The sequence below is a fragment of the Methylobacterium sp. PvR107 genome (assembly GCF_017833295.1).
Taxonomy (GTDB): Bacteria; Pseudomonadota; Alphaproteobacteria; order Rhizobiales; family Beijerinckiaceae; genus Methylobacterium.
Map to the genome: position 1 here is coordinate 3321837 of NZ_JAFIBW010000001.1, position 16261 is coordinate 3338097.

Genomic DNA, 16261 nt, shown 5'->3' on the forward strand with positions numbered 1-16261 from the left:
CTTCACGATCTACGAGCCTGGATGTTGCTGCGCAACCCCGTGAAGAAGTTGTCGACGCACAGCACTTCGTGCCTATCGTCCAGGAGGCGCTGGCAGAGATGGGAGCCAAGAAACCCGGCCCCACCCGTCACGAGGACCCTTCTCGACCTATCGTAACGCACAGGCTTTCACTTCAGATCTGCGTCTGCGCAGTGCAAAACACAGGATGACCTGAGTTCTTCGTCTCTGCACGTCGAGCAGAGCGGTATCTGTCGACAGCCAAGCCACGATCCGCGCCCAGCGGAGACGTTTCTATCGTACATAATATGGCGCTGTCGACTGCCTGGACACTGATCTGGGCAGGTCGCTTGCAGTGCTAATGGACTCCAATGTCCAAGTTAATATCTAAAATCTCGTAAATCATCGAATTTTATATCTAACAAGCAGGACGATAGATCATTAAGTGCTAGGTATTAAACAAAAAGAAGCAAAAATTATTGACGCCATTGGGCGATCCGGATTTGTCCGCTTCGCAGAAGGCGAGCTGGCGCGGTCGGCTCTACGATGCCTGTGCGATCGCGAACGCAAGCCGCTCGAGGAAGGCGCGTCGGGCCGCGGCCGCTTGAGCCCATCCGGATGACGAAGACCATTCGACCAGCCAGACGAGCAGCCTTGCGGACGCGGTACGCGCAAGGCTGCTCGCGGGAGGGACGGGTTTCGCGTCAGGTCCTCGGGACCTCACGCCACGCTGCGCTCGATCTCCTCCTCGTCGCAGATCACGCCGGCATTGCCCTCGAACTCCGCCGCGAGGTCCACGGGGGCGTGGATCGGGGCCGCGTTCACCCGGTCGCGCGCGAAGGTCGCCAGGAACAGGCGCATGACGTGGCGCACGCCCGCGTCGTTGATGGTGCGCTGGTCCTCGTTGTAGTAGCGCCCCGCATTCACGTTGCTCGTGACGATGTCGTAGGCGGGGAAATACACCGCCCGCGGGTCGCCGCGGCCGACCACCTCGCCGGCCGCCACCCGCAGCACCGACTTGGAGTAGCTGTTCGACTCCATCACGTGCCGGTCCATGTAGGTGGCGATCATCGGCACCGGCGAGACCGTGAAGATCACCCGCGCCTTCGGGTTCACGCTCCAGAGCCGGTCGAGGAAGCCGTTGAGGTCGCCGAGCACCTCGCCGGCCCCCGCGTTGACGCACTCGTAGAGGTCCGGATCGAAGGTGCCGCCCGCGACCCCGGGGGCGAGCGGCAGCGCCGCGCCGTCGGCCCGCCAGCGCCAGCCCTCGGTGAGGCCGAGCGTCAGCACGAACACGTCGAGCGTCTCGAACAGGCGGCGCACCTCGGCGAGATGCGCATCGCGCGCCGCGACCACCTCGGCCTCGCTCGCGAAACCCGCCGGCTCGACCGTGGGGCGGAACGGGTCGACGTAGCGGCCGTCGTCGCGCAGCCACGCCTTCAGCGCCGGATCGAAGTGTCCGTAGGCCCGGTCGAACAGCTGCACGAACTGGCGCGTGTAGTAGAGATTGCCGTACCGCGCCGAGAACGTGCCGAACTGGCGGGCATTGGCCTCCTCGGCGCTCATGCCGGGGGTCGGCGGCTCGGTCAGGTAATAGTTGAAGCCGGCGCCGCGCACCGCCTCGGCCACCCGCTGCGCGAAGCACGAGCCGCCGGTGGCGACCTTGTCGGTCGGCCCGATCACGAACGTGTCCTTCGGGTGCGGATTGACCGCGAAGGGCGGCACGTTGGTGACGACCTTGCGCCAGAATCGCTCGGCCGGTAGACCCGTATACGGATTCAACGCCATCTTCGAACCCTCTTCTTCACGACGGCGACCGCCCTCGGGGGCGATGACCCGTCCGCTGACACCGGCACGCGACGTGGCCCTGAACGACCTGCCCCGGCGCGCCCGCAGCGCGTTCACCTTCTCGGCGCCCAGTTGGGCGCCTACCCGTTGGGCCCCCACCTGGGCGACACCATGGCGGAACCGCGCCCGCGCCGCCACCGGGCGTGACGGGCCGAGCATCGCGGTGCTGGGCAATTGCCAGGCGCGCGGGGTCGCGCAGGCGATGCGCCTGCTCGCGCCGAGGAGCCCGGTGCGTTACCTGCCCATGGGCTCGTTGAAGCGCGACCACGGTCATGTCGACGGCCTGATCCGGACGCTCCGCGCCCACGACCACGTCTTCTCGCAGAGTTTCCCGGCCGGGCTGATCCCGGGCGGCGACGCCGCCACTGTGCGGGCGGCCGACCCGCGGCTCAAGCTGTTCCCGGCGATCGTGTTCTCGGCCTTCCATCCCGACATGGTCTATGTCGGCCAGGCCTCGAACCTCGCCGCGCTGAAGCTGACCCCGTCGCCCACGGGGCAGTACCACTCGGCGATCGCGCTCACCGCCCACCGGCTCGGCCTCGACCCGAAGCGCACCGCATCCCTGTTCCGCGAGGACGTGTTCGCCCGCCTGGGCTATCTCGACCACTGGGATCCGGCGGTGCGCGAACTCGTCGGGTCGGCCGCCGCCCTCGGCTTCGGCCTGGAGCGCGAGGTGACCCGCTGGGCGCGCCGCGGCGCCTTCATGCACCTGATGAACCACCCGAAGGCCCACGTGATCGGCGACATCGCCCGGCGGCTGCTGCAGGAGAACGGGCTCACGCCCGAGCCGGTGGAGATCGAGGATTACCTCGGCGACGAGCTGGTCGAGGACGTGATCTGGCCGATCTATCCGCCGGTGGCCGAGCATTTCGGGCTGACGGGCTCGTACCTGTTCAAGACCAAGGCGCGCGGCGACGATTTCCCGACGCTCTACGACCTGCCGGGCTTCATCGCGGCGAGCTTTGCCATCTACGACGCGACGCCGCCGGGCGACCTCGCCTGCCCGCGGGTGGAGGCGTGGCTGTCCGCGCCGGACATCGTGGCGCTGTTCCGGGCCGGCTGAGGCCGGGCCAACCGCAGGGCGTCCGGCCGGATCGTCGGCGTCGCGCGCGCGATGACGCCTCGGATCGACCGGCGGCTCAGCCGGCCGCGCAGAGCGGCGCGTCCTGCGCCGTCCCGCCGAGGCCATCGACCATCATCCGGACCAGCCGGTTGACCTCCTGGACCTGGAACGGCTTGCGCAGGAACAGGCTGCCGGGCACGCCGCTGCGGCGGTTCGCGTCGGTGGAGGTGTAGACCACCGGCCGGTCGGGATGGATCGACCGGAACGCATGGGCCACGCTCCAGCCGTCGATCAGCCCCGGCAGGTGGATGTCGGTGAACAGCCAGTCGATCTCGCCGCCGCGCGCGCGCATCAGCGTCAGCGCGGCCTCGCCGGTCGAGGCCTCGATCACCCGGATCCCGTGCGTCTCGCACAGGCTCGCGACGATCTCGAGGAGCAGGTAGCTGTCCTCGACGATGAGGACGCACGGGGCGGGACGCATGGCGGATGTCCGGTCTTCGGCCACGCGATTTAAGAACCGGCAGGGTTGAGGATCCCTTAAATGCCGGCCGAGACGGTTACCGGGTCATACCCGGCTGAACCGCATCCGCTTCGGCGGAGCGGGCTCCCGGCTCCTGTTGCAGCGCCGCAACCGGTGCCGCCGAAATCACGCGCGCGCTCCTGACGCCCCGCCCTCGCCGCATTCCGGGTGCGACAGCGCACGACATCGAGCGCCCCCGGGCCGTCACCCCGTCCCGAGCCCGCTCGTCGGAACCGTCGCTTAACCATCCGCGCCTACCAACGGCATCCAGGACTACGCGGACCCGCCTCGAAGACCCGCAGCCGGCCTTCGGCACCGCTCGAGGAGTTTGTCAGATCATGCCCCAGCCTTTCCGCGCCGCCGCCCTCGGCCTTGTTCTCGTCGCCGGTCTCGGCCTCGGCGCCTGCAGCAACGACAAGGACCTCGCCGACGCCTCCGCCTTCGGGGCCGGCGCCGCGACCCCGGGCAGCGCGCAGGACTTCGTCGTCAATATCGGCGACCGGGTCTTCTTCGAATCGGATTCCACCGACCTGACGCCGACCGCGACCGCCACCCTCGACAAGCAGGCCGCGTGGCTGCAGCGCTACCCGCGCTACACCTTCATCATCGAGGGCCATGCCGACGAGCGCGGCACCCGCGAGTACAACTTCTCGCTGGGCGCCCGCCGGGCCCAGGCGGTCAACGACTATCTCGCCACCCGCGGCATCGCGGGCAACCGCATGCGCACGGTGTCGTACGGCAAGGAGCGGCCGGTGGCGGTCTGCAACGACATCTCGTGCTGGTCGCAGAACCGCCGCGCGGTGATCGTCCTCGACCGCGGCGCCGGGGCGTAAAGGCCTTCTCGGTCGGAGGCGTGGAGCGTCGCGAGGCGCGGCGTGCCGCGCAACCGCATCCGCACAGCGCGGGTGCCGATGCGGTGTCAGGATGATGCGCGGGGGCGGGCGGGTCCGCAGCGAACCGGGACTGCGCGTCCCGCCGAACGACCCGAAAGGTCGAACGCGCCGCAGTTTTGCCGCGGTGCGGCGCATCTGATAGGGCCTCGCGCCGCCACCGGATCGCAGCTGCATCATGCCCGCCCGCCTTCGCACCCGACTCGCGCTCACCACGATCCTGGGAGCCCTGCTCCTCGGCCACCCGGCCGCCGCGCAGGACGCCTCCGAGCTGGTGGTGCGCCTCGGGCGCATCGAGAACCAGTCCCGGCTCATGGCTGGGCAGATCGAGACCCTCCAATACGAGAACCGCCAGCTCAAGGAGCAGCTGCGCAAGTTCCAGGAGGATATCGAGTTCCGCCTGAACGAGGGCAAAGGCGGCAAGCCCTCCGCAGCCCCGGCGCCGGCGGGCGCCGTCAACGGCGGCAATCCGGGCGCCGGCCGCCCCGGCAAGCGCGGCGACGCCTTCGACCCGTCCCAATCCCCCGGTGCCCCGGGCGCCCCGATGCAGCTCGGCAGCACGCAACCCTCACCGCCCCTGCCGTCCCGGGACGCCGTCGAGGCGGCCGAGGCCGCACCTCGGCCGCAGCGCCTGCCGCAAGGGGCGATCAATGGGGCGATCAATGGAGCGACCAACGGCGAGGACGAGGACGCGGATGCCGCGGCGCCCGGCTACGACGAGCCGGTGGACCTGCGCCCGCCGGCCCGGACGGGGGCGATCCCGGCGCGGCCCTCCGAGAGCGTGGCCGCCACCCAGACCGGCGATCCGGCCTCGGATTACGACTCCGCCGTGGAGCTGTACCGCGCCAAGCAGTACGAGCAGGCCGAGATGGGCCTGCGCCAGTTCATCCAGTCGCATCCGCGCGACAACCGCGTTGCCGGCGCGACCTACTGGCTCGGCGAGAGCTATCTGGCCCGCGGCCGCAACCGCGAGGCGGCCGAGCAGTTCCTGAAGGTCTCGACCGACTACGCCCGCTCGTCCCAGGCGCCCGACGCCATGCTGAAGCTCGGCGTCACGCTCAACGCGCTGGGGGCCCGCGAGCAGGCCTGCGCGACGCTGGCCGAGCTGGACCGGAAATTCCCGAATGCCGGCACCGGCGTCCGTCAGGGCGTCGCGCGCGAGCAGAAGCGCGCCCGCTGCGGCGCTTGAGCGGGCCGGGCGATCCGGTCCTCGACGCCCTGAGCCCCTGGCTCGGCCTCTCCGCGCCCGACCGGCCGGGCATTCTCCTCGCCGTCTCGGGCGGCCCCGATTCGACCGCCCTGATGCACGCCGCCGCGGCCTTGCGCGGCGCGACCGGCGTATCCGTGCAGGTCGCCACCGTGGATCACGGCCTGCGGGCGGGCTCCGACGCCGAGGCCGAAGCCGTTGGCCAAGCCGCCCGGACCCTCGGCCTGCCCCACGCGATCCTGCCCTGGTCGGGCCCGAAGCCCGGCACCGGCCTGCAGGACGCGGCCCGCAACGCCCGCTACGCCCTGCTCGCCGCCCATGCCGAGGCGGTCGGCGCCGGCCTCGTCCTCACCGCGCACACACAGGACGACCAGGCCGAGACGGTGCTGATGCGGCTCGCCGCCGGCAGCGGCCTCGCCGGGCTCGCCGGCATGCCCGCCGAACGGGGGCTCGCCCCCGGCCTGACGCTCGGCCGCCCGTTCCTGCACCTGCCGAAATCCGCCCTGCTGGCGTGGTGCGCGGCCCGCGGCATTCCGTATCTGCACGATCCCGCCAACGCGAATCCCCGTTTCGCCCGGGCGCGGCTGCGCGCGTCCTGGCCGGCCCTGGAGCGCGAGGGCCTGACCCCGGCGCGCCTCGCCCGTCTGGCCGAGCGCGCCGCCCGCGACGAGGCCGCGCTCCGGAGCGCGGCGGAGCGGGCCTTCGACACCGCTCGGCGGCCCGGCGCGCCGGGGGGTGCGATCCTCTGCCTCGAGGGTGCCGCCCTGGCGGCGCTGCCGGACGCCGTGGCCCTGCGCTGCATCGATCTCGCCCTGAGCCGGGCCGGCGGAGCGCCGCGCCGGCTCGAACGCCTCGAGGCGCTGGTCCTCGAATCGCTGCTGCCGGCCCTGCGTCGCGGCGTGCCGGTCCGGCGCACCCTGGCGGGGCTTCTGGTCGCCGCGGAGGCCGACGGGACCGTGAGCCTCGCCCCCGCTCCGCCGCGCCGCCGCAGGGCGGCGGGTGCTGCCCTCGCCGCAGGGGTTCCCGAATTACTTGGCAACGGAGACACCCCCGCCTACATTGGCGAGGTGTGCACGGATGGACCGGAACAGCCGCGTGGCATGTCCGTCTTGGGGGTCGCACACGCCAAGGATTGATCGATGAACCCGAATTTTCGCAACTTTGCCTTGTGGGTCGTCATCTTCCTGCTGGTGCTGGCCCTGGTCACCCTGTTCCAGAACCCGGGGCACCGGGGCGGCGGCAGCGAGATCGCCTACAGCCAGCTCCTCAACGACGCCGATGCCGGCAAGATCCAGTCCGTGGTGATTTCCGGGCAGGACGTGTCCGGCACCTATGTCGGCGGCGGCAACTTCACCAGCTACGCGCCCAACGACCCGAGCCTGGTCTCCAAGCTCCAGGGCAAGGGCGTGCAGATCACCGCCCGTCCGCCGTCCGACAACACCCCCTGGTTCATCCAGCTGCTCGTGAGCTGGCTGCCGATCCTCGTCTTCATCGGCGCCTGGATCTTCCTCTCGCGCCAGATGCAGTCCGGCGCCGGACGCGCCATGGGCTTCGGCAAGTCGAAGGCCAAGCTCCTGAACGAAGCCCACGGGCGTGTCAGCTTCGACGACGTCGCCGGCGTGGAAGAGGCGAAAGAGGATCTCCAGGAGATCGTCGAGTTCCTGCGCGACCCCCAGAAATTCCAGCGTCTCGGCGGCCGGATCCCGCGCGGCGTGCTGCTCGTCGGCCCGCCCGGCACCGGTAAGACCCTGATCGCCCGGGCGGTCGCCGGTGAGGCCAACGTGCCGTTCTTCACGATCTCGGGCTCCGACTTCGTCGAGATGTTCGTGGGCGTCGGCGCCAGCCGCGTGCGCGACATGTTCGAGCAGGCCAAGAAGAACGCGCCCTGCATCATCTTCATCGACGAGATCGACGCGGTCGGCCGCCATCGCGGCGCCGGCCTCGGCGGCGGCAACGACGAGCGCGAGCAGACCCTGAACCAGCTCCTCGTGGAGATGGACGGGTTCGAGGCCAACGAGGGCGTGATCATCATCGCGGCGACCAACCGCCCCGACGTGCTCGATCCGGCGCTGCTGCGCCCCGGCCGGTTCGACCGCCAGATCATGGTGCCGAACCCGGATGTGACCGGCCGCGAGCGCATCCTGCGCGTTCACGTCCGCAAGGTGCCGCTGGCCCCCGACGTCGACCTGAAGACCATCGCGCGCGGCACCCCGGGCTTCTCGGGCGCCGACCTGATGAACCTGGTGAACGAGTCGGCCCTGCTGGCGGCCCGCCGCGGCAAGCGCATCGTGACGATGCACGAGTTCGAGGACGCCAAGGACAAGGTCATGATGGGCGCCGAGCGGCGCACCCTGGTGATGACCGAGGACGAGAAGCGGCTCACCGCCTACCACGAGGGCGGCCACGCCATCGTGGCGCTGAACGTCCCCGCCACCGACCCGGTGCACAAGGCGACCATCATTCCCCGCGGCCGGGCGCTCGGCATGGTCATGCAGCTGCCGGAGCGCGACAAGCTCTCCATGAGCTTCGAGCAGATGACCTCGCGGCTGGCGATCATGATGGGTGGCCGCATCGCCGAGGAGATGACCTTCGGTCGGGACAAGGTGACCTCGGGCGCGCAGTCGGACATCGAGCAGGCGACGCGGCTGGCCAAGATGATGGTGACCCGCTGGGGCTTCAGCCCCGAGCTCGGCACCGTCGCGTATGGCGACAACAACGACGAGGTCTTCCTCGGCATGTCGATGGGCCGGCAGCAATCGGTCTCGGAATCGACCGCTCAGAAGATCGACGCCGAGGTGCGCCGTCTCGTGGAGACCGGCCTGGAGGAGGCGCGCCGCATCCTCGCCGAGCGCAAGGACGATCTGGAAGCCCTGGCGCAGGGGCTCCTCGAATACGAGACCCTCTCGGGCGAGGAGATCCGCAACCTGCTTAAGGGCCAGCCCCCGCTCCGCGACGGCGGCGACGTGCCGCCGACCCCGGCCCGGGGCTCGTCGGTTCCCTCGGCGGGCCGCGGTCGGCCGAAGGAGAGCGACGGCGGCCTGGAGCCGCAGCCGCAGGCCTGAGCCCTCGGGACAGACCATCGGAAGGGCGCCGCGAGGCGCCCTTTTTCGTGGTCGGATATGCAGGGGTTTCGATAACATTCGCAGAATTCGACGCGTCTCTCCCTCCCCCGCAGAGGGAGGAGGGCGCGTCGCGTTTCGCGTGACAATCCGGATCCCCTGTCGGCGAAACGGGGCTGGCGGCTTGGCTGGAGGCTCGGCGTCCCCCCTCGAATCGGAAAGACAGGGCCCCTACGCAGCGCCGCAAAAGCCCCCATGCCGGTCTCGACCTATCTCGTCGTCGCCCTCGGCGCCGGCGTCGCCGGCTTCGTGCAGGGCCTGTCGGGTTTCGCCTTCGGGCTGGTGGCGCTGTCGTTCTGGGCCTGGGTGATCGACCCGAAGCTCGCCGCCGTGCTGGCCGTCTCCGGCGGCCTGGCCGGGCAGGTGGTGGCCGCCGTCACGGTCCGGCGCGGGCTCGATCTCGGCCGCATCGCACCGTTCGTGCTCGGCGGCCTCGCCGGGATCCCGCTCGGGGTGCTGCTGCTGCCGCGCCTCGACGCGGATTGGTTCAAGGCGCTGCTGGGCCTCCTGCTGATGGTCTGGTGCCCGCTGATGCTGCTCGCCCGGGACCTGCCGCGGATCACGGCCGGGGGCCGGATCGCGGATGCCGCGGTCGGCCTCGCCGGCGGCATGATGGGCGGCCTGGGCGGCTTCACGGGCGTGCTCCCGACCCTGTGGTGCACCCTGCGCCGCTACGAGCGCGACGTGCAGCGCACGATCATCCAGAACTTCAATCTCGCGATGCTGACCGTGACGATGATCTCCTACCTTGCCACCGGCCTGGTCACCCGGCCGATGCTTCCGATGCTGGCCGTGGTGCTGCCCGCCATGCTGGTGCCGACGCTGCTCGGCACCCGGGCCTATGTCGGCATCAGCGAGGCCGGGTTCCGCAAGCTGGTCCTGACGCTCCTGACGGGCTCGGGCGTCATCCTCGTCGCCGCGTCATTGCCGAGGATCCTGTAGCGCGGCATCGGCCCCCGCCGTATTTCGACCGCCTTTGTCGCGGAGCAACCGATTCACCACGGCACGGCGTCCGCCCCCGGACCCGGCCGCGATCTGCTAAGTCTGGTCCGGCCTTCGTCAGGGCCCCGGAGACGTCATGGTGCGCAAGTATTTCGGAACCGACGGCATCCGGGGTCGGGCCAACGGGGTGATCACGCCCGAACTCGCCCTCAAGGTCGGGCAGGCCGCCGGCCTCGTGTTCCAGCGCGGCGACCATCGCCACCGGGTGGTGATCGGCAAGGACACCCGCCTCTCCGGCTACATGATCGAGACCGCGCTCGTGGCGGGCTTCACCTCGGTGGGCATGGACGTCCTGCTCCTCGGCCCCGTGCCGACGCCCGCCGTGGCGATGCTGACCCGCTCCATGCGGGCCGATCTCGGCGTGATGATCTCGGCCTCGCACAACCCGTTCGAGGACAACGGCATCAAGCTGTTCGGGCCCGACGGCTTCAAGCTCAACGACGCGATCGAGCGCGAGATCGAGGGGCTGATCGACGCCGACATGCACAAGCGCCTGTCCGGCTCCCAGGATCTCGGCCGGGCCAAGCGCATCGAGAGCGTGCATGCCCGCTACGTGGAATTCGCCAAGCGTACCCTGCCGCGGCAGGTGACCCTGGACGGCCTGCGCGTCGTGGTCGATTGCGCCAACGGCGCCGCCTATCGGGTCGCCCCCGAGACCCTCTGGGAACTCGGCGCCGAGGTCATCGCGATCGGCACCGAGCCGGACGGGTTCAACATCAACCGCGATGTCGGCTCGACCGCGCCGGCGGCCCTCATCGACAAGGTGCGCGAGCGCCGGGCCGATATCGGCATCGCGCTCGATGGCGATGCCGACCGGGTGCTGATCGTCGACGAGAAGGGCCAGGTGGTCGACGGCGACCAGCTCATGGCCGTCGTGGCCCGCTCCTGGCAGGAGGACGAGCGCCTCACCCAGCCGGGCGTGGTCGCCACGATCATGTCCAATCTCGGCCTGGAGCGCTATCTCGGCGGCCTCGGCCTGACGCTCGCCCGCACCGCGGTGGGCGACCGCTACGTCCTCGAGCACATGCGCCAGCACGGCTACAATCTCGGCGGCGAGCAATCCGGCCACATCATCATGTCGGACTACACGACGACGGGCGACGGCTTGGTGGCGGCGCTCCAGCTCCTCAGCGTGGTGCAGCGGCAGAACCGGCCGGTGAGCGAGGTCTGCCACTGCTTCGACCCGCTGCCGCAGATCCTCAAGAACGTCCGCTACAAGGCCGGCGAGCCCCTGCGGCAGGACAGCGTGGTCAGCGCCATCGAGCACGCCCGCGAGCGGCTCGGCAATACCGGCCGCCTGGTCATCCGCCCCTCGGGCACCGAGCCGGTGATCCGCGTGATGGCCGAGGGCGACGATCGTGGCCTCGTCAACGCGGTGGTCGACGAGGTGGTCGACGCCGTCACCCGGGCCGCGGCCTGACCGGTCAGGCGCGGTCGTAGGCGGCGCGGAGTTCCGCCGGCGCCGTCATCCGCCACGCCGCCAGCAGGGCTGCCCGCAGGGTTTCCTCCGCGCAGAGGTCGAGATCGAGATTGGTCCAGCCGCGGCGGCCCCAGGCGCCGTCCAGCGGCGTGAACAGGTCCGGCTCGGCCGCGCACAGGGCTGCCTGATCGTCGGGCGACAGCCGCACCACCAGCCGCGCCTCCTCGACCCACAGGGTCGCCAGCACCCGGCCGCCGACGCGGAAATCCGGGTTTCCGCTATGGGCACCCGCCACGGTCTCCGGCAGCATCAGCGCCAGGATGCGCACCTCCTCGGGGAGCATCGGCGCCTCAACCGGACGCACGTGGATGGTCGGCTGGCGGTCGCCACTCGACCGGGACGGCGTCGGCCGCGTCGCTCATGGCTGCTTCTCCGCGGCAGTTATCGGGCGCGTCCATGGCGAAGCATGGCCACGGAGACAAGTAGAATTTGAAGATCTGGGATCCCCGTGGCTGACGGGAATGCGCAAGCCTAACATTTAACGTTAAGCCAGATTTAAGACGTTGCTTTCATCCTTCACCCGTACCCCCGAGACCGCACGCGGAGCGTCCGGCTCACGTGTCCAGTGAAGGAATTCCCATGGCCCGCTCCAAGCTGAACGCTTTGGTGCGTAGCCTGACGCTCGTGGCGAGCGTCGGTGCGCCCTGCCTCGCCGCCGCCGCGGATCTACTGCCGCCGCCGCCCCCGCCACCGCCGCCCCCGCCGATCGAGGTCGGTGGCGGCTGGTACCTGCGCGGCGACGTGGGCGCGAGCATCTACACCCGTCCGAAGTACAGCGAGGCCTACGACTACACCGGCTATTCCGAATCCAACCGGTCCTTCGGCAACGAGGTCGGCAGCGGCGGTTTCGCGGGGGTCGGCGTCGGCTACCAGTTCACCCCGTTCTTCCGCGGCGACGTCACCGGTGAGTACCGCTACGCCACCGGCCTGCGCGGCAGCGAGTATTACCGCGGCCCCGATTTCGATGACGGCCTCGGGTCGCACGGCGTGAACAAGTCGAGCGGCCACTTCGACTCCGCGGTGGTGCTGGCCAACGCGTATTTCGATCTCGGCACGTGGTACGGCATCACGCCGTTCATCGGCGGCGGCGTCGGCTACGCTTTCAACCACGTCTCGTCCTACTCGACCAACCAGCAGTTCACCAGCCCGACCTACGGCTACGATTACGGCAACCCGATCTACGATTGCGGATGCGGACATCCCTCCTACAATTACGGGCCCGTCTACGACGCCAACGGCAACGCGGTCTACAACACCAACAGCAGCACCAAGTTCTACAAGGACAAGACCTCCGGCAGCTTCGCCTGGGCGCTCCATGCCGGTCTCGCCTACAACGTCACAGACGCGTTCAAGATCGAGCTGGCCTACCGCTACCTGAACCTCGGCAAGGCGCAGACCGGCGCGGGCTTCGAGCCCTGCTGCACCGGCAGCCTGCAGGCGATCAAGGTGAAGGACATCGAGGCGCACGACGTGAAGATCGGCCTGCGCTACTACCTCGGCGGCGTCGTCGCGGCCCCGCTGCCGCCGCTGATGCCGGAGCCGATTCCCGGCCCGCTGGTGCGCAAGTACTGATCGCGCACCGAACCTGACCCATCTGGTGAGCCTGACGACGGCGCGGAGATCCTCCGCGCCGTTTCGCGTTGCGGGCGCTGCCCGCCGGGCTTTCCGGCCTGTCGCGGGTGCCAAGTGCGCCGCCGTTGACACGCACCAAGACCAGAATGGTCGGATCGGGACTGGGGAATCTAGTGGTTGAACTCTGACGGTTGAGTCCGTCCGGGGTTTCGTTTTGCGCTGTGCCCTGCGAGTCTGGCGGGATGCGTAGCGGCATCTCCTTCACGCTCTCTGCCTCGGATCGCCTTCAGCTCGACGCCCTCGTGGCGGACCGCAACACGCCGCAGAAGCATGTCTGGCGCGCCCGCATCGTGTTGCTGAGCGCCGATGGCCTTGGCACTCACGCGATCATGCGCGCGGCGGGCGTGTCCAAGACCGCAGTCTGGCGCTGGCAGGAGCGCTTCGCACAGGAGGGCATTGGTGGGCTCCTTCGAGACAAGACACGGCCAGCGCGCATCCCACCGCTAGGCCCGGAGGTCGCAGCGCGCGTGGTGGCCCTGACGCAAGGAGAGCCACCCGGCGAGACCACGCATTGGACAGCGGCTGCCATGGCCAAGGCCGCATCCGTCAGCGTCTCGTCCGTGCAGCGGATCTGGCGCGGGCACGGCCTGCAGCCGCACCGGGTACGGCAGTTCAAGCTCTCCACCGACCCGGCCTTCGCCGCCAAATTGCGCGATGTGGTCGGGCTCTACGTCGATCCACCGGCCCATGCCGTGGTGCTCTCTGTCGACGAGAAGTCGCAGATCCAGGCACTCGCTCGCACGCAGGCCCCGCTGCCCATGAAGCCGGGTCAGCCGACGACGCACACCCATGACTACAAGCGCCACGGCACGACGACCTTGTTTGCCGCTCTGGACGTCCTGGAGGGCAAGGTGATCGGCCGCTGCATGCAGCGTCACCGGCACCAGGAGTTCATCCGCTTTCTCAACACAGTCGAGGCGGCGGTCCCGGCCGGAAAGGTCGTCCACGCGATCTTGGACAACTACGCCGTCCACAAGCACCCGAAGGTCCGCTCCTGGCTCGACCGACACCCGCGCTGGACCTTCCATTTCACCCCCACCTCCGCCTCCTGGCTCAACGCCGTCGAGGGCTTCTTCGCCAAGCTCGCGAAGCGCCGGCTGCGACGGGGCATGTTCCGATCACTGGTCGAGGTCCAGGCCGCCATCAAACGCTTCATCGCCGAGAGCAATGGGGAACCGAAGCCCTTTGTCTGGACCGCAGACCCGGATCGCATCATCCAGGCCGCCAAACGCGGGCACCAAGCGTTAGACTCGCACCACTAGGTTAGCAACGGACAATTAAGGTTACTCATCTACCAATCAATCGAGGCTCGATCCGCCGTCCATCTCTTCAGTCCCAGGACGATCCCGATGCGTACCGTCACCTTTCCGCTGCTGGCGGTTCTCGGTCTCTGCGGCGTGACCACCGCCCGAGCCGCCGATCTGGATTACGATTACCTGCGCGGCGCCGAGTACGACCCGGTCGCGGCGCCGGTCCCGGTGATCGACTGGAGCGGCTTCTATGTCGGCGGCCACGGCGGCTTCACCTCGACCAGCCTGGGCTTCGGAAACACCGCCCAGCCCATCGTCGCCAACGATCTGCGCCAGACCACGGTCGAGAGCCAGTTCCGTGTCTCCACCCTGCTGTCGTCGAACGCCAGCCAGCGGGTGAACGGAACCAGCTTCGGCGCCCTGGCCGGCTACAACATGCAGTTCGATGAGATCGTCCTCGGGATCGAGGCCGACTACACGCATTTCGGCTCGGGCGGAGCGGTCCGCGACAGCATCGGCCGGCAGATGGTGACCAGCGACGGATTCGTGAACTACGTTCACCTCGCGAGCACCTCCAGCACCAAGCTCGACGATTACGCCACGCTGCGCGCCCGGGCGGGATACGCGTTCGGCAACTTCCTTCCCTTCGTGACGGGCGGGTTCGCGATCGGCTCGGCGCAGATTACCGACCGCGTGTCCGTGCAGGTGGCCGGCTACGACCAGGCGACCTACAAGGCGAACCAGGCGATCGCGGACGGTTCTAAGCCGGCCTATGTCGGACGTTACGGCTACAGCGCGTTCGACCCGAACAACCCGGAAGTCGGGCTCCTCGCTCCGGACGTGTTCAACCGCACCAAGACGAAGGTCGTCGGCGGTTTCTCGGCCGGCACCGGTATCGAGTACGCCATTACGCCGAATATTTTGCTGCGCGCCGAGTATCAGTACGTGATCTTCAATGCCTTCGACGGGCACAAGGTCAACCTGAACACCGTCCGCGGCGGCGCGGCGGTCAAGTTCTGATGCCGTGCTTCGGCGGGAGCCTGCCCATGCCAATCTCACGCGCCGCCTGCATCGCCGCCCTGCTGCTCGTCGCCGGCCCGCTCCTCGAGCCCGCCGGCGCGGCGGATTGGCCTCGAGACCGGCGCGGGCCGCGCCCGGTCCGCTTCCGCAGCACGGTCCGGGTCGTTCCCGTGGTCCCGCCGCCCGTGCTGGTGCGGGGCTACCTGCCGCGCAACCACAACATCCCGATGTACAACGAGCCGCCCCGCCGGGGGCCGGCTTGGTGAGACTGGCTTGGTGAGTGCCGCGGCGGCCCCGCCTCAGCTCTCCAGCTCGCTGTCCCAGTACAGGTAGTCGAGCCAGGTGTGGTGATACTGGCGGTGGTCGAACTCGGGCTGCCGGTGGTGCAGCTCGTAGCGCGTCGGCCGCCGCGGCTCGGTCATCAGCGGCATGTCGGCCTCGTGCGGCGTGCGGTTCGCCTTGCGCAGGTTGCAGGGCGAGCAGGCCGCCACGACGTTCTCCCAGCTCGACAGGCCGCCCCGGGAGCGCGGCACCACGTGGTCGAAGGTCAGGCCGCCCGAGGGCAGCCGCAGGCCGCAATACTGGCAGCTGAATCCGTCGCGCAGGTAGATGTTGTAGCGGGTGAAGGCCGGGCTGCGGGCCAAGGCCACGTAGTTCTTGAGCGCCACCACGCTCGGCACCCGCAAGGAGCGCGAGGGCGAGCGGGCCTCGACGTCGTAGCTCGCCACCAGGGTCACGCGGTCGAGGAACAGGGCCGTGAACGCGTCCTTCCACGACCAGAGGGAGAGCGGATTATACGAGAGCGGCCGATAATCCGCGTTGAGGACGAGGGTTTGGAGATCCATCATCGGCGCGACTCTTCGGACTATCTCTGACGCGGATAACGCGCGGGACCACGCCGCCGCCTCACCGGCCCGTCCGAACCGGCCCGGGGCCGATGCAGGACGGGCCGGCGCGCGACGCGTCGGCTTTGCGGGAGAGGCGGAGGGAGCAACAGGGCTGCGGGCCGGCGCGCAGGGGCGCCAGTCGGGGCGGTCACATCCGGAACGCGGCCGGGCCGGGCCGGCGCTGTCACCGGCCGTGCCCTTTCGCGTAATGACGAAAAGGCCCTGTCCATCAGGTGTTCATCTAATCCCAGCGTGACACCCTTGTGAAGCTTTTCCGGGCGGGCCCAGGGACGCACCCACAGGACGCACCCAGGGCCAGGCCGGCGGCCGTCGAATCCGGCCCGAA

Annotated in this window: 15 protein-coding genes and 1 pseudogene; 11 read left to right on the top strand and 5 right to left on the bottom strand. The window is 69.5% G+C overall.

Going from position 1 to position 16261, the window contains the following annotated elements:
• Positions 1–17: 17 nt before the first annotated feature.
• Positions 18–161 (bottom strand): annotated as a pseudogene (locus JOE48_RS15700) (NAD-dependent epimerase/dehydratase family protein); the annotation flags it as partial.
• A gap of 556 nt (positions 162–717) precedes the next feature.
• Positions 718–1785, bottom strand: coding sequence for a GSCFA domain-containing protein (locus JOE48_RS15705; RefSeq protein WP_210031239.1), 1068 nt, complete (start codon positions 1783–1785; stop codon positions 718–720).
• Positions 1786–1828: 43 nt separating this feature from the next.
• Here JOE48_RS15705 and JOE48_RS15710 point away from each other — a divergent pair, with 43 nt between their 5' ends.
• Positions 1829–2908, top strand: coding sequence for a WcbI family polysaccharide biosynthesis putative acetyltransferase (locus JOE48_RS15710; protein WP_210031241.1), 1080 nt, complete (start codon positions 1829–1831; stop codon positions 2906–2908).
• Positions 2909–2984: 76 nt separating this feature from the next.
• On the opposite strand, the gene JOE48_RS15715 is transcribed toward JOE48_RS15710, so the two are convergent.
• Positions 2985–3389: a response regulator gene (locus tag JOE48_RS15715; protein WP_210031243.1), complete on the bottom strand. Its 405-nt coding sequence runs from the start codon at positions 3387–3389 to the stop codon at positions 2985–2987.
• Between the two features lie 377 nt (positions 3390–3766).
• Here JOE48_RS15715 and pal point away from each other — a divergent pair, with 377 nt between their 5' ends.
• From pal to glmM, 6 genes are all read left to right on the top strand, one after another.
• Positions 3767–4261: a peptidoglycan-associated lipoprotein Pal gene (gene pal / locus JOE48_RS15720; RefSeq protein ID WP_210031244.1), complete on the top strand. Its 495-nt coding sequence runs from the start codon at positions 3767–3769 to the stop codon at positions 4259–4261.
• Between the two features lie 235 nt (positions 4262–4496).
• Positions 4497–5507, top strand: coding sequence for a tol-pal system protein YbgF (ybgF, locus tag JOE48_RS15725; RefSeq protein ID WP_210031245.1), 1011 nt, complete (start codon positions 4497–4499; stop codon positions 5505–5507).
• Between the two features lie 71 nt (positions 5508–5578).
• Positions 5579–6661, top strand: coding sequence for a tRNA lysidine(34) synthetase TilS (tilS, locus tag JOE48_RS15730; RefSeq protein WP_210035820.1), 1083 nt, complete (start codon positions 5579–5581; stop codon positions 6659–6661).
• 3 nt (positions 6662–6664) lie between these two features.
• Complete coding sequence (gene ftsH, locus JOE48_RS15735) at positions 6665–8587, top strand: ATP-dependent zinc metalloprotease FtsH (RefSeq protein ID WP_210031251.1); 1923 nt, start codon at positions 6665–6667, stop codon at positions 8585–8587.
• A 252-nt stretch (positions 8588–8839) separates the two neighbouring features.
• A complete protein-coding gene (locus JOE48_RS15740; protein WP_210031257.1) occupies positions 8840–9586 on the top strand; it encodes a sulfite exporter TauE/SafE family protein in 747 nt (248 codons plus the stop codon).
• A 139-nt stretch (positions 9587–9725) separates the two neighbouring features.
• Positions 9726–11066 carry a phosphoglucosamine mutase gene (glmM, locus tag JOE48_RS15745; protein ID WP_210035821.1) on the top strand — a complete coding sequence of 447 codons (1341 nt, stop codon included), beginning with the start codon at positions 9726–9728 and terminating at the stop codon, positions 11064–11066.
• A 4-nt stretch (positions 11067–11070) separates the two neighbouring features.
• On the opposite strand, the gene JOE48_RS15750 is transcribed toward glmM, so the two are convergent.
• A complete protein-coding gene (locus JOE48_RS15750; RefSeq protein ID WP_210031259.1) occupies positions 11071–11409 on the bottom strand; it encodes an MmcQ/YjbR family DNA-binding protein in 339 nt (112 codons plus the stop codon).
• A 296-nt stretch (positions 11410–11705) separates the two neighbouring features.
• Between JOE48_RS15750 and JOE48_RS15755 the strand changes: the two genes are divergently transcribed.
• The 4 genes from JOE48_RS15755 to JOE48_RS15770 all read left to right on the top strand — a co-directional run bounded on the left by JOE48_RS15755 (position 11706) and on the right by JOE48_RS15770 (position 15294).
• On the top strand, positions 11706–12698 hold the full coding sequence (locus tag JOE48_RS15755) for an outer membrane protein (RefSeq protein ID WP_210031260.1): 993 nt from the start codon (positions 11706–11708) through the stop codon (positions 12696–12698).
• Between the two features lie 242 nt (positions 12699–12940).
• Complete coding sequence (locus JOE48_RS15760) at positions 12941–14020, top strand: IS630 family transposase (protein WP_210031261.1); 1080 nt, start codon at positions 12941–12943, stop codon at positions 14018–14020.
• Positions 14021–14107: 87 nt separating this feature from the next.
• A complete protein-coding gene (locus tag JOE48_RS15765) occupies positions 14108–15028 on the top strand; it encodes an outer membrane protein (RefSeq protein WP_210031269.1) in 921 nt (306 codons plus the stop codon).
• Between the two features lie 26 nt (positions 15029–15054).
• Positions 15055–15294, top strand: coding sequence for a hypothetical protein (locus JOE48_RS15770; protein ID WP_210031270.1), 240 nt, complete (start codon positions 15055–15057; stop codon positions 15292–15294).
• A gap of 33 nt (positions 15295–15327) precedes the next feature.
• Here JOE48_RS15770 and JOE48_RS15775 read toward each other — a convergent pair whose 3' ends face one another.
• Positions 15328–15876: an HNH endonuclease gene (locus tag JOE48_RS15775; protein ID WP_210031274.1), complete on the bottom strand. Its 549-nt coding sequence runs from the start codon at positions 15874–15876 to the stop codon at positions 15328–15330.
• Positions 15877–16261: the final 385 nt, after the last annotated feature.

Bases quoted from the DNA above. Each gene is read 5' to 3' on its own strand.
- JOE48_RS15705 (WP_210031239.1), bottom strand. From the start codon at position 1,785: ATGGCGTTGAATCCGTATACGGGTCTACCGGCCGAGCGATTCTGGCGC.
- JOE48_RS15710 (WP_210031241.1), top strand. From the start codon at position 1,829: ATGACCCGTCCGCTGACACCGGCACGCGACGTGGCCCTGAACGACCTG.
- JOE48_RS15715 (WP_210031243.1), bottom strand. From the start codon at position 3,389: ATGCGTCCCGCCCCGTGCGTCCTCATCGTCGAGGACAGCTACCTGCTC.
- pal (WP_210031244.1), top strand. From the start codon at position 3,767: ATGCCCCAGCCTTTCCGCGCCGCCGCCCTCGGCCTTGTTCTCGTCGCC.
- ybgF (WP_210031245.1), top strand. From the start codon at position 4,497: ATGCCCGCCCGCCTTCGCACCCGACTCGCGCTCACCACGATCCTGGGA.
- ftsH (WP_210031251.1), top strand. From the start codon at position 6,665: ATGAACCCGAATTTTCGCAACTTTGCCTTGTGGGTCGTCATCTTCCTG.
- JOE48_RS15740 (WP_210031257.1), top strand. From the start codon at position 8,840: ATGCCGGTCTCGACCTATCTCGTCGTCGCCCTCGGCGCCGGCGTCGCC.
- JOE48_RS15750 (WP_210031259.1), bottom strand. From the start codon at position 11,409: ATGCTCCCCGAGGAGGTGCGCATCCTGGCGCTGATGCTGCCGGAGACC.
- JOE48_RS15755 (WP_210031260.1), top strand. From the start codon at position 11,706: ATGGCCCGCTCCAAGCTGAACGCTTTGGTGCGTAGCCTGACGCTCGTG.
- JOE48_RS15760 (WP_210031261.1), top strand. From the start codon at position 12,941: ATGCGTAGCGGCATCTCCTTCACGCTCTCTGCCTCGGATCGCCTTCAG.
- JOE48_RS15765 (WP_210031269.1), top strand. From the start codon at position 14,108: ATGCGTACCGTCACCTTTCCGCTGCTGGCGGTTCTCGGTCTCTGCGGC.
- JOE48_RS15770 (WP_210031270.1), top strand. From the start codon at position 15,055: ATGCCAATCTCACGCGCCGCCTGCATCGCCGCCCTGCTGCTCGTCGCC.
- JOE48_RS15775 (WP_210031274.1), bottom strand. From the start codon at position 15,876: ATGATGGATCTCCAAACCCTCGTCCTCAACGCGGATTATCGGCCGCTC.